Source organism: Chitinophaga dinghuensis (assembly GCF_003259435.1).
Classification (GTDB): Bacteria; Bacteroidota; Bacteroidia; order Chitinophagales; family Chitinophagaceae; genus Chitinophaga; species Chitinophaga dinghuensis.
On the sequence record NZ_QLMA01000006.1, the window covers coordinates 127,717 to 140,363 of the forward strand.

The following is a 12,647-nucleotide window of genomic DNA, read 5'->3' on the forward strand; positions in this document are numbered from 1 at the left end:
AAAATACGGATCAAAAAGTAAATGATTATCAATTGATTAATACCATTGTCTGTCAATTATTTTAAAACATCTGATGTTTTAAATGTAGAATGACTATATTTGTGAAACATCAGATGTTTCGAAATTATGTCTAAACGAGAGAAACTGGCGGATATAGTTATTGAAAAGCTGCAAGAGCATATTTCCCTTGGCAAGTGGAAAAAAGGAATGAAAATTCCAGCCGAACCGGAATTAATGGAGCAGTTTAAAGTGGGCAGGTCCACCATTCGAGAGGCTATAAAAACCCTTGCACAGAACGGCATACTACGGGTCCAGCAAGGCTCAGGTACCTATGTAAATGATATCAGCACAGATACAGAGTCGCTGGAACAGCGCCTGCGAAGGGCTGCACAGAGAGAACTGAACCAGGTGCGTACCCTCCTTGAACGGGAGATTATCCGACTGGCAGTCGTGCATCGGAAGCACGCGCAGTTAAAAGAAATGCAACAAGCCCTGGAAAAACGAAAGGAGGCGGTGAGTACCGGCGACTACCCAGCCGCTATTGACGCAGATATTCTTTTCCACACCAAACTGGCAGTGGCCAGTCACAACAGCGTACTCGCGGATCTCTTCATCAGCTTTTCCAACGTACTCCGTAACTCCTTTCAGCAAAGAGATGCAGGCAGCGTGGCGCAGTTTGGCCGTACCCATGCCCTGCACGAACAACTACTACAGGCGGTAGCCGATAAAGATGAACAAGCGGCACTCGAATGCCTCGACAGCCTCTTACAACATAATTTAAGACTTACAAAATGACGGTATTAGCATTTACACTTATCCTGTTTGCAGGAGCATATTGCGCAGGACTGATTGGTTCTTTGACCGGACTGGGAGGGGGCGTGGTAATTATTCCATTGCTCAGCGTTTTTTTAGGAGTAGATATTCAGTATGCCATCGGAGCGGCATTAGTATCTGTGATTGCTACCTCCTCCGGTTCAGCTGCGGCCTATGTGCGGGAAGGTATCACAAACATGCGGATAGGCATGTTCCTGGAAATTGCCACCACCGTAGGAGCAGTGGTGGGCGCTCTTTTAGCCACCATCGCACCTACCCATTTCATCGCAATTCTTTTTGGATGTATCCTGATATTTTCTGCGATGAACTCACTCCGCAAAAAGGCAGTACATGTGTTAAAGGAATCCAGTCCGCTGGCACAGCGACTCAAATTATACGGCAGTTATCCTACCGCCAACGGCGAAGTGGAATATGGAACCAAAAACGTAGCAGGCGGATTTGTGATGATGATTGTGGCAGGTATTCTCTCCGGCTTACTGGGCATCGGTTCCGGCGCACTGAAAGTAATTGCCATGGATAACATTATGCGCATTCCTTTTAAAGTATCCACTACCACGAGTAACTTCATGATGGGAGTAACCGCTACTGCCAGCGCGGTAGTCTATCTGCAACGCGGATACATACAACCCGATATATGCATGCCCGTAGTCATAGGCGTTTTACTGGGAGCGCTGACAGGCGCGAGAATCCTGATTCGTTCTTCCCCGGAAAAACTGAAGATATTCTTTGCTATCGTCATCACATTACTGGCGCTGCAAATGATTTATAATGGCGCTACCGGCAGGATTTAACCATATCATCAAAAAGAAAAAAATGGCAAACATTAAAGATAAAGATCTGCAATATATCATTGGGAACCTGCTCCGCTGGGGGGTATGGACTTCCTTAGCCATCGCCTTTATTGGCGGGGTTATTTATTTGTCCAGCCACGGACTGGAAACGGTGCACCATCCGAAATTTGTGGAGCAAGATCATCATATGCCCGGAATTCTGCAGGAGGTGTTTCAAGGAATTAGTGCTGGAAAAGGGACTGCCTTTATGATGCTGGGCGTAATGCTCTTATTCGCAACACCCATTATGCGGGTCATATTTTCCCTGATCGGATTCATACTGGAGAAGGATAGACTTTATGTAGTAATCACCCTGATCGTACTCATGATCATTTTTGTGAGTGTCCATGGTGGACTGGGATGATGGCGTCTGCCTACATACCATTTAATAGTCAGTTTAAGCGAAGCACTTCCCTGCAACCATTTACATGATCGATGGTCCGAAAACACAAGTGATTGATCTGAAAAAATCCAGACCATAAAGTAGATGTTAGATCCAACAGGCTGGTAAATCTTACCGGCCTGTTGGATTTTATCGCTACTCCTTTTTTCCGCTCAATAATGCATAAATGGCCATAGCATGGCCATGCCCCAGCTCAAAGTCGGCCTTCAGCCAGGCTACAATTTCACCTGCTTTTACCCCTGCTTTTAATTTTCCTTTGTCGCTAAAGCCCTTTGCATCGGCGAGTTTTTTGAAATCTTCAGGTGATTTTCCGGTTTTCTTTTGAATGTTGTCGAGATAAGCTTGAAAAGACATAATTACCTGGTTTGGTGAATAAAGATTGGGTAACGGTGTAATATACTGTAAGTTACACATATATTATTCTCTGAAAACTGCTATCTTTGCCCCCATTAAGTTTATTAACCCGAATATGAAGAAATCAACCCGCGTTACTAAAGCGAAAGAAACGCTTGAAATTATGGAGCATGGTTATTACCATGTAAACGACAGGAAAATTGTGATCAATGATTCTCTTACTGCTTCCACGGCTGGAAGCAGATTGTACACTCCAGATGAACTGGATACATTGATGAAAGAAATGCTCCCTCGTATTGCCGCTGAAAACCAGGAAACAAGCATTATTGTACAGAATAGCACAGTCCTGAAAGCAGCCAGCAGCATGGTATTGCAAGGAGGGAAAGTGGGCTGTCTTAACTTTGCATCCGCGAAAAACCCAGGCGGCGGATTCCTCGGAGGAGCAGTGGCACAGGAAGAAAGTCTGGCTTTATCCTCTTCCCTTTACAGTACCCTGATGGCAAACTTTGACATGTATGAGTATAACAGGAACAGACCTACGATGTTGTATTCTGATCACATGATCTGGAGCCCGGATGTAGTCTTCTTTCGTAATGATGATGGTGAGTTGCTGGAACAACCTTATCATGTATCTGTGGTTACCAGTCCTGCGGTCAATGTAGGCGCTATATTGAATGTACGCCCGGAAGAATTACCCTTTGCGGAAACGGTCATGCTGCAACGAATGGACAAAGTACTGGCACTGATGTATCATGCTGGTATGGACCACCTGCTACTCGGAGCATGGGGCTGTGGCGTTTTTAGAAATGATCCCCGGAAAATCGCAGCGTACTTCGCTACCTACCTGGCGCCCGGCGGTAAATATAGTCGCTGCTTCAAATCAGTTGTATTTGCAGTGCTCGACAGAAAGGAGGACGGCGCTAATATTCATGCGTTTAAAGCTGCATTTGGCCAGCTATAAAATGTTTTTAACTGATGTCCCAAATAGCCGCCAAATCCACGATCTTTTTATATAAAAATATTCTCACATATATCGACCTGCGCCGAACCACCCTCATTGGACCTACCACGGCGCCTACCTTCCTGGAATTAAATTACCTAATATTTCCAGGTTTGATTAGCTTTAATCTATAACTCCTTTCAGACATGGTGCATTTAAATTTAATTGTCATCAAGACAGATAAATTATCGGAGCAATCCAAATTTTATGCTGCCCTGGGCTACCAGTTTGATTACCATCAGCATGGCAACGGCCCACTACACTATTCAAGCGTAGGAAGTACGCCGGTATTGGAATTATACCCACTACCAAAAGGTACGCCATCGCCTGACATAACGAACCGCCTGGGATTCGTTGTAGCCAACCTGGAGCAGACAATAAAAACCCTCCGCGGCATGGATGCCACTATAGTATCCGAACCTGCACAGCAGGAGTGGGGCTATACCGCCATCATCCAGGATCTGGACGGTAGAAAAATTGAACTGACAGAAGATAGCGATGATCTATAATGCTAATAGATGGAGGCGGCACTATACCGCCTCCGGATATATATTGAATTGGGTTATGATACTTGTTAACCTTGCCGTATAGCCTATACAGTTACAACTGCTATTTACTGCAGCATAACTCCATAGTGACCATAAACAAAGATGAACGAACCATTTATTTATTATTCGCTGCTCATCCCCAAAAATCACAGCCATCCCCCTGAATTTTGAAGAAAAACTGAGTTTTAGCCGCCATATCTGTTATGGGTATACGTTCTGCCTTGACAGGCAATAAGTTCATCGATTTTTACTACAAGAAATAATGGCCGACAGCATACTTCGTGTCTCCCTAAACCACCCGATTCTGGTTACTTTCTGAAGATATTGTTAAACTAATATGATATAAAAATTATGTTTAAGTGAATTCGCATCAAACCCCTGTTGGATGCCACTTTTACTGTTCATTTTTGTAGCGCTAAAATTTATTTATGGCCACTGCAAAAAAATTTACCCAACTAATTTTTTCAGCTACTTTCGTATGCCTCTCTGTTCATAGCTACGCCCAATCCATCAAAGGACGCGTTACCGACGCTACCACCGGCGAACCGCTGGTAGGCGCTACCGTTGTCCTGAAAGGCGCTTCCGCTAAGGCAATCGTTAAACTGGACGGGTCCTTCCATTTCAAAAATCTTCAACCAGGCGATTATGAACTCGTCGCTACCTATACCGGATATTCCACATCCAAAGCAGGTCCATTCCACCTGAAATCCTCCACCGACAACGTGGAAGTGGATATCCCCGCCAAACCAACCTCCAGCGACCTCTCCGGAGTAACCGTGGTAGGAGCCGGCAAAAATGAAGATGCCAGCGCCAGAAGACTGGAACAAAAATCCTATCAACTGGTAAATATCCTCTCCTCCAAAACACTGCAACTATTACCAGATATCACCGTTGCTAACGCACTGCAACGCGTTAGCGGCGTCACCGTAGAAAAAAGTAGCTCCGGCGAAGGAAGATATCCCATCATCCGAGGTATGGATAAACGCTATATCAATACCCTCGTCAATAATATCAAAATCCCCAGTCCGGATAATAAAAGCAGATTCATTCCGCTCGACCTCTTCCCATCCGAACTCCTGGAACGACTGGAAGTCAGCAAAAGCCTGACCCCATCCATGGAAGGCGACGCTATCGGCGGTACCATCAACCTGGTGATGAAAGATGCCCCCGCCACCAAACTGTTCCAGGTAAATGTAGGCGGCGGATATAACAACATCTTCAATGACCAGCCCTTCCAATCCTTCTCCGCCAGCACGATGAATAAACAGTCTCCCAACCAGATCCATGGCGCTGCCTACGCTGCCAATGAATCCGAGTTTCCACTGGGACACCTGAACTATCAATCCAAATCCGCACCTATCAACACCAATGCTGGTATCAGTATCGGCAACCGATTTGGTAAAAATAAAAACCTCGGCGTTATACTCTCCGGTAGTTTCCAGGATCAATACCGCGGTACCGCTACTTCTGTATTCACCACTGCTACCACTCCCAACGTAGACGATATCCCGTCTTTTGAATACCTGAGAGAAAGAAAATATTCTACCCATACTCAACGTATAGGCGCTACCGGTAAGGTGGATTATCATTTTAATAATAGAAATAAAATATCTCTATTCTCTACCTATGTACACCTGGATGATAAACAGGTAAGATCTTCTATCGATACCACCAATGCCATCAACCAGACTTTATCCTATTCTTCCAGAACCACCTGGCAATACCAATCTATCTACAACACTACCCTCCAGGGCGAACACCAGGTTACAGATAACAGTAAACTGGATTGGTCGGCCGCCTATTCTATTGCAAAAAACAGCATCCCGGACCTGACAGCCTTCACCCACGGGGGACTAAGCGTAGACAGAACCGGCCCCAAAGTAAACCTGGTAGGCGATGATATCCTCAGCGCCATGACCCGCAGCTGGATGCAAAACAGCGATAAAGACGTTTCCTTCTATGCCAACTATACCCATGATACGAAATTGCTCAACAGGGCTTTTGAATGGAAAGGTGGTGCGCTGTACCGCAATAAAAACCGCGATAACTTCTACAACTACTATAACCTGAATCCCCTGCGTACAGGCGGTTCTAACCAGTTGTTTACGACAGTAGATAATGCGAAATTCACTTTCATCGGCTCCGATGCCACTGCGCAACTTAACGGTAACAACTATACGTTCAGAGAAATCATTACAGCAGCCTACCTCCAAGGTAAATGGCAACTGGCCAAACAACTGGAAGCCCTCGGCGGACTGAGAGTTGAACACACCTATCAGCATTACAATACGCAATTACCGCCTACTGCAGATTACAAAGAGGGCACGATCACTTATACCGACTTCCTCCCAAGTCTGCAATTGAAATACCAACTGCATTACAACCAGGCTTTACGATTCGCTTATTATAAAGCAGTAGCGCGCCCTCAGTTCTCTGAACTGATTCCTGATGGCCCGGATAACTACGAACTGTTTAAAGAAAGAGGTAACCCGGAAGGCCTGCAACATTCTACTGCCAATAACTTCGATCTCCGATATGAATTCTTCCCCGGTAAAGCAGATCAATTGTTGCTGGGCGTATTCTACAAGAAAATCGATGATCCTATTGAGTTGTCTGTAAGAAGATTCGGTTACAATTCCCAGGTATTCCAGCCCGTGAATATTGGAACTGCAGCTACAAACTATGGTTTCGAAGCCGTATTCATCAAGTATATCGGATCATTTGGTATCTCGGCCAACTATACGTATACCCATTCCCGTATCACGAACGATAGCATGCTCTATAAATACCGCGATCCTAAACTGGGTATCACTGATAAATATGTTGCTGAAACCCGCCCTATGCAGGGACAAGCAAACCATATCGGGAATTTATCCTTGCTGTATAAAAACCCGAAATCAGGAACAGATTTCCAGGTGGCAGTGGTATACACCGGAGAGCGCCTCGCTATCCTGAATACCTATGCTGGCCTCCATTACTGGTTGCAGCCTACTACGCAAGTGGATCTTTCCTTTGAACAACGCCTGTTCGATAAACTGACCTGCTACGGAAAAATCGTCAACCTCACGAATACCCCGACGATTACCAGCATGCATCAGTCGTACAATAACTATCTCCAGAAAACCAATGTGCCACTGAGCCAGCAAACAGATACTGACAACAGAATCATTGTTCAGAAAGACTATTATAAAACATCTTTCCTGTTTGGTTTCAGATACAAACTTTAAAACTCATCGCATGAAGCATCATATTTTCAATCAATTTTTAGGCTTGTTATTGCTGGCAGGTGCAGTTGCATGTAACAAGACGGCTGATAAGAAAGAACTTTACCTGGCGCCTAAAGCGGTGGCCTCTCCGGTAAGCGATACGGGCTGTCTTGGCTCCGATCCGCTCAACAATGCGATCAAAGGAACTATGCTGGCCGGAAAAACCTACACCGTTTGCGGAGATATTTTTGTCAATGAAAAAGATACGCTCATCATCCAGGAAGGGGTAACGATCAACTTTACAGGCAACTACGGTCTCGGTGTACGCGGTACCCTGATCTCCCTCGGTACTAAGGAAAAACCAAACCTGTTTACCTATCCGGGCGTAACCAAAACAGATACCTACGGCGCTGATCCAAATGCTGATCCGGCACTCCGTGGTAAATGGATCGGTATCATCGGCGGTCCTACCTGCCCGCTGATGGTAATGAAATGGACACGTGTTGAATTCGGAGGCGCTGCTATCCCTGCTGCCAGCGGTATCCGTCAGATCTATACCAGCCCTTATCCACTGTTCTTCCAAAACCCGCACGGAGTGTTTGTAATGGAAGACTCCTGGATCTATGGTAGCGTGGATGATCCACTGCGTATACTGGGCGGAAAAGTATCCATCATGCGGAATACATTCGAGAAATGTGGCTATACAGGAGGAGAGGCATTGAATGGAAAAGCAGGTCTGATCGGTGATTTCGCCTATAACCTTTGTATTGGTATGGCTACTAACGGACCTAAACTGTCGAATGCAGGAGCAATTGCCGGTGTGCCGAACAGTAATCTCCGTATCTATAACAATACGATCGTAAACTGTGGCTACAGACGCTCTTCTGCCGGTCGTGGCGGCTCCATTAACTTTGAGGAAGGCGCTGGCGGTATGGCTTTCAATAACCTGATCATTAACTGTAAATTCGGATTACGCGTGGTGCAAAACCCGATTGCAGATACAGCCAACCTCACTTACGGTTACAACTATACGTATTGCGATTCTATGTCGGTAGCAAATAATATTTATCCTTCTATGGCTATCAGCGTATGTATCAGCAAAGCGCCTGCTACGGATATCCCTACGCCTGCATCCTTCCTGCCGGCCAACTGGACGCCAGGCAGTACCTACTCTGCAAATTCCGCCATTATAGGCGCTAATAACCCGCAGTTCGTAGATGGGCCCTGCCCTTTACCTGCCGGACTTAACCTGCGGGATATTACGGTTGTAGGTAAATATAACTTCCGACTGAAATCCACTTCTCCATGTATTGGTAAAGGATTTACCGCTTTCACACCAAGGGCAGACGTACCAGTAGACCCGATCTATGGCGCTACAGACATCACGCCTCCGGGAAAAGATATCGGTTGCTATCAGTACAATGGTTATGGCAATCAACACTAATTCGAAATTCAGCTTACCATGATTAATAAGGCTTATTATTTATTTTTAGGTTTACTCCTTTTTTCAAAAGGATCGATAGGACAGACGAATACAAATTTTATCGCAGCGCCCTACCTGCAAATCGGCTACCAGCCAAATCCAGGTACAATGGAACTCCTGTGGCACAGCGCCGATAGCAGCAATACCTGGGAGGTAGAAGTGAAAGCGGAAGGTACTAATACCTGGAAGAAAGCCGGTAAACCGGAACTGACCCGTGTAGCAGTGGCTAATCTAAATACGCACTTCGTATACAGAACATTACTGTCAGACCTCTCCTCCGGTAACAGCTTCCAGTACCGCGTACTGAAGAATAAAAAACAGCTATTTTCCGCGCAGGGAAAAGCGCCGAAAAGAAAAGATCAACCTTTCCGGTTTGTAGCTTTTGGCGATATCGGTGCAGGTACTCCCAGCGCCAAATTACTGGCCCGCCAGGCACACTTGGCAAATCCTGATCTGGTAGTAGTTCCTGGCGATATCGTATATGAACGTGGACTGATATCCGAATACCGCACTAACTTCTGGCCAGTTTATAATGCTGATACGATCAGCAATGAAGGCGCTCCATTAATGCGTTCCATTCCCTTTGTTGCCGCACTGGGCAACCACGATGGCGATACAAGAGATCTCAATAGCCACCCGGACGCTCTCGCTTATTATGCTTTCTGGGATCAGCCACTGAACGGCCTTCCAGCAGTAGAAGGCGGCCCGGTTGTACCAGCTATCAAAGCGACCGCTGAAAATAGAAAGGCTTTCGAAACAGCTGCTGGTAAAGCTTATCCGGTAATGGGCAATTTCTCTTTTAACTATGGGAATGTTCACTGGACTTTCATCGATTCTGATACGTATGTGGACTGGACAGACAGCACGCTGCGTAAATGGGTAACGGATGATTTAGCCGCGTCTAAAGATGCTGCCTGGAGAATCGTGGTATTCCACCACCCAGGTTTCAGCTCTTCCATTGATCATTTTGAACAACAACAAATGCGCCTCCTGTCGCCAGTTTTCGAGGCAGGAAAAGTAGATGTTGTGCTCAATGGACACGTACATAACTATCAACGCAGCTTCCCGCTTACCTTCCAGCCAGAGAAAAAAGGTACGCTGCTCGTTGGTGGTAAAGACAATAAAAGCATCCGTGGTAGAGTCGTTCCAGGCAAATGGACACTGGATAAAGCATTTGATGGAAAGTCACAAACCAAACCCAATGGCATTATCTACCTGGTAACTGGCGCCGGCGGTCAGGAACTGTATAATGAAGAACAGGAAATAGACACCGATTCCTGGCAGAAGTTTACCTTTAAATTCATCGCGCATACGCACTCCTTTACGGTAGCAGATGTAGACGGAAATAAAATGATCTTCCGCCAGATTGCAGAAGATGGTAAAGAACTGGACACTTTTACAATTACAAAGTAGAAGCAGCAGTTGCATTAAAAAAGGCAATGACGTCACAAACGTCATTGCCTTTTTTAATGCAACTAAATATATTAGTTCTCCACCGGAGGCTTCGTCAGGAAATTCTCTGTATCCTTGGATTTAGCGGTTTTGATCTTTCCAAACTTATACATAAAATTGATACCAAATGAACGATAAGGAATGTATAACTGATTCGTGGAATGCAGATAGTCCGTTTCCTGTATGGTAGTTTGTGTCAGGTATTTGGCAAATGGATTCACTGCCACCAAACCAATACTTCCTTTATTATTGAACAGTTGCTTTTTAACAGCCAATGTATAGGAATAGAATTCTGCTGTGCGACCCTGCCATCTGATCCCCGATTTATAATTCCCAAAGACTTCTGCCACCAGATCTTTGTTAATCTGCCAGCTGCTATTGAGGTTGAAACGGTATTCAAATCCGCTGATATGAGTAGGGGTGGAGTATATATTGTTCGTTTCTCTCCTGTACAACTGCACATTCGGACGGATAGTGATTTTGCGTCCAATGGATACCGTACCGGAAATATTAGTACCTATCCTCGTTTCTGCGGCAATGTTATCCCTCTTCGTCACATTCACATTACTATACAGAGAATCTCCAATCATATAATCTCCGTAGAAGGTAGTATAGGACTTGATATCCGGACTATTACGTGTATACAGCAGCACAATGTTCAGGTTATTGTCGCCATTGAAATTCTGGTTGAAAGCGAGTTTAAAATCATTTCCGATTTCCGGCTTCAATAACGGGTTTCCCATGGTGATATTATGCGGATCGGTCAGGTTTACAAAAGGATTCAGATCCCTGTAATCCGGACGTTCCAGTCTGTAAGAGTAGCTGAATGATAATGTTTGCTGCCCTTTAAAGGTATGCGCCACTGTCAACGACGGTCCCGCATTGCTGTAGTCTGGTACATTCGACTGACCTACCTTATCATAAGTAGACTTATTAGTGGTATATTCCCAGCGGAAACCCGCCAGCACATTCAGATAATTAAACAGGTTCATAGTACCGGAAACATAACCGGCATACACCTGACGTTTAAATACAGAACTATAAGACTGCTGATTATCATGCACAAATCCGGATTCCTTTGGACTAAAAGTATATACCCCGGCAGTACTGGATAAGGTTTCTGCTTCTGTTTTTACACCTGCTTCCAGCAACAATTTACTGCTAATAGGCTGTGCATAGTCGATCGCCACGCTGTACAAATGATCAGTGCCGGGATTCAGACTGCGAGAGCCGGAAAGTATAGTTGGATCGCCAATTCCATGTTGGGTCTGAAAGTAGGAGGTATGGTTGTCTCCATTGCTGTTAAACAATACAACAGACAATTCCTGTTTATCCCGCTTGAATTTATGCCGATAATCCAGGGAAAGATCCAGCGTTGAATTATTCACTTTTGTGCCTGCATCACGGATATTCGAACTTTCATCCAGTAAAATTCCGTTCATATCTCTGGTACTGCTATATTGATTCGTGCTGCCTTCGTTACGGTTGCTGAAATGATTATAGCTGAGAGAGAATGCTAAGTTGTCGCTGCTACTTAAGGTCCAGTCTACCCCTAATCCTGTCTGGTAGCTGCTTCTGTTGAAGTCGTTCCCTCCATTTTGTTGCAGATAGTATTTGTCTTTGGAAAGCGAATCTATCGCATAACGATCCACCGTAGTTTTCGTACGAACTGTCGTTTGTGCGCTACCGTTAAAGTAACCGGTAACGGATATATTATTTGCTTTGTAAAAGAGATTGACAGCGCCATTTTCCAGTCGCGTACCAGCAGTAGCATTGATAGTACCGCTGAATCCCTGGGATTTATTCTTTTTTAAGATAATATTGATAATACCGCCGGTACCTTTGGCGTCGTATTTGGAACCAGGACTGGACATCACTTCCACGCTCTGAATCTGGGACGCAGGAATCGACTGCAATACATCCGCTACGTTCGTACCAAACATCGTAGAGGGCTTACCGTTAATGAGAAATTGTACGCTGGGATTGCCTAGTAATTCTACATTTCCGGAAGCATCTACCGTTACCTGTGGTACCTTTCGCAATACATCGGCCACCATAGCGCCCTGCGAGGTTACATCGCTTTCAACATTATATACAAGCCGGTCTATTTTATTCTCTACTAATTGCTTTTTCGCCGTCACCTGGATACCATTCAGCATCTTGGTATTGGTATGCAGGAGTATCACTTTTTCTATCAGCCCCTTATCCGTGGCTTTGATGGTAAACTGTTCATGATAGGTTTCAAACCCCGCATAGCCCACTGTTAATTGATAAGTGGCGGCCGCCAGGTTGCTGAGCTGGAAAGTGCCGGTACTATCCGTGAATACAGGAGGAATATTCGTGTTCCCTCCAGCAATGGAAAGAATCACGGTGGCCCTGTCCAAAGGTTGTTGACTGGTAGCGTCTTTGACGACTGCCTTGATGCCAGGTTTTCCGGTTTGTGCGTAAAGGAAATGCGATGATAAAAGAAGTACTATTGCCAGTGCGATTTTCTTAAAGGTCATATGTTCCGCTATATTATGGGGTGCAATTTAGCA

At 45.2% G+C, this 12,647-nt stretch carries 10 protein-coding genes; 8 read left to right on the plus strand and 2 right to left on the minus strand.

From position 1 onward, the window contains the following. Positions 1-126 precede the first annotated feature (126 nt). From CLV59_RS18115 to CLV59_RS18125, 3 genes are read left to right on the plus strand one after another with little or no spacing between them, the layout of a single operon-like run. Positions 127-795 carry a FadR/GntR family transcriptional regulator gene (locus tag CLV59_RS18115; protein WP_111593491.1) on the plus strand — a complete coding sequence of 223 codons (669 nt, stop codon included), beginning with the start codon at positions 127-129 and terminating at the stop codon, positions 793-795. Then, entirely contained in the window at positions 792-1,625 is an 834-nt protein-coding gene (locus tag CLV59_RS18120) for a sulfite exporter TauE/SafE family protein (RefSeq protein ID WP_111593492.1), read from the plus strand. The genes CLV59_RS18115 and CLV59_RS18120 overlap by 4 nt, the downstream gene beginning before the upstream one ends. 22 nt (positions 1,626-1,647) lie before the next feature. Then, a complete protein-coding gene (locus CLV59_RS18125; RefSeq protein WP_111593821.1) occupies positions 1,648-2,028 on the plus strand; it encodes a DUF1634 domain-containing protein in 381 nt (126 codons plus the stop codon). A 174-nt stretch (positions 2,029-2,202) separates the two neighbouring features. Here CLV59_RS18125 and CLV59_RS18130 read toward each other — a convergent pair whose 3' ends face one another. Beyond that, the gene (locus CLV59_RS18130) at positions 2,203-2,421 is read right to left on the minus strand and encodes a DUF4287 domain-containing protein (protein WP_111593493.1); all 219 of its coding nucleotides are present in this window, start codon (positions 2,419-2,421) and stop codon (positions 2,203-2,205) included. Positions 2,422-2,536: 115 nt separating this feature from the next. On the opposite strand from CLV59_RS18130, the gene CLV59_RS18135 reads away from it, so the two are divergent. From CLV59_RS18135 to CLV59_RS18155, 5 genes are all read left to right on the plus strand, one after another. Then, positions 2,537-3,382 carry a TIGR02452 family protein gene (locus CLV59_RS18135; protein ID WP_146616235.1) on the plus strand — a complete coding sequence of 282 codons (846 nt, stop codon included), beginning with the start codon at positions 2,537-2,539 and terminating at the stop codon, positions 3,380-3,382. A 185-nt stretch (positions 3,383-3,567) separates the two neighbouring features. After that, positions 3,568-3,930 carry a VOC family protein gene (locus tag CLV59_RS18140; protein WP_211323952.1) on the plus strand — a complete coding sequence of 121 codons (363 nt, stop codon included), beginning with the start codon at positions 3,568-3,570 and terminating at the stop codon, positions 3,928-3,930. A 467-nt stretch (positions 3,931-4,397) separates the two neighbouring features. Continuing rightward, entirely contained in the window at positions 4,398-7,196 is a 2,799-nt protein-coding gene (locus tag CLV59_RS18145; protein ID WP_111593495.1) for a TonB-dependent receptor, read from the plus strand. A 10-nt stretch (positions 7,197-7,206) separates the two neighbouring features. Next, a complete protein-coding gene (locus tag CLV59_RS18150; RefSeq protein WP_111593496.1) occupies positions 7,207-8,619 on the plus strand; it encodes a hypothetical protein in 1,413 nt (470 codons plus the stop codon). A gap of 147 nt (positions 8,620-8,766) precedes the next feature. After that, positions 8,767-10,071 (plus strand): metallophosphoesterase, encoded by a 1,305-nt coding sequence (locus CLV59_RS18155; RefSeq protein WP_211323954.1) that lies wholly within the window; start codon positions 8,767-8,769, stop codon positions 10,069-10,071. Positions 10,072-10,142: 71 nt separating this feature from the next. Here the strand turns inward: CLV59_RS18155 and CLV59_RS18160 are convergent, their stop codons facing one another. Then, positions 10,143-12,614 (minus strand): outer membrane beta-barrel family protein, encoded by a 2,472-nt coding sequence (locus CLV59_RS18160; RefSeq protein WP_111593498.1) that lies wholly within the window; start codon positions 12,612-12,614, stop codon positions 10,143-10,145. Positions 12,615-12,647 lie beyond the last annotated feature (33 nt).

Excerpts from the sequence above, each read along its gene's own strand:
- CLV59_RS18115 (WP_111593491.1), top strand. The coding sequence starts at position 127 with ATGTCTAAACGAGAGAAACTGGCGGATATAGTTATTGAAAAGCTGCAA.
- CLV59_RS18120 (WP_111593492.1), top strand. The coding sequence starts at position 792 with ATGACGGTATTAGCATTTACACTTATCCTGTTTGCAGGAGCATATTGC.
- CLV59_RS18125 (WP_111593821.1), top strand. The coding sequence starts at position 1,648 with ATGGCAAACATTAAAGATAAAGATCTGCAATATATCATTGGGAACCTG.
- CLV59_RS18130 (WP_111593493.1), bottom strand. The coding sequence starts at position 2,421 with ATGTCTTTTCAAGCTTATCTCGACAACATTCAAAAGAAAACCGGAAAA.
- CLV59_RS18135 (WP_146616235.1), top strand. The coding sequence starts at position 2,537 with ATGAAGAAATCAACCCGCGTTACTAAAGCGAAAGAAACGCTTGAAATT.
- CLV59_RS18140 (WP_211323952.1), top strand. The coding sequence starts at position 3,568 with ATGGTGCATTTAAATTTAATTGTCATCAAGACAGATAAATTATCGGAG.
- CLV59_RS18145 (WP_111593495.1), top strand. The coding sequence starts at position 4,398 with ATGGCCACTGCAAAAAAATTTACCCAACTAATTTTTTCAGCTACTTTC.
- CLV59_RS18150 (WP_111593496.1), top strand. The coding sequence starts at position 7,207 with ATGAAGCATCATATTTTCAATCAATTTTTAGGCTTGTTATTGCTGGCA.
- CLV59_RS18155 (WP_211323954.1), top strand. The coding sequence starts at position 8,767 with ATGGAACTCCTGTGGCACAGCGCCGATAGCAGCAATACCTGGGAGGTA.
- CLV59_RS18160 (WP_111593498.1), bottom strand. The coding sequence starts at position 12,614 with ATGACCTTTAAGAAAATCGCACTGGCAATAGTACTTCTTTTATCATCG.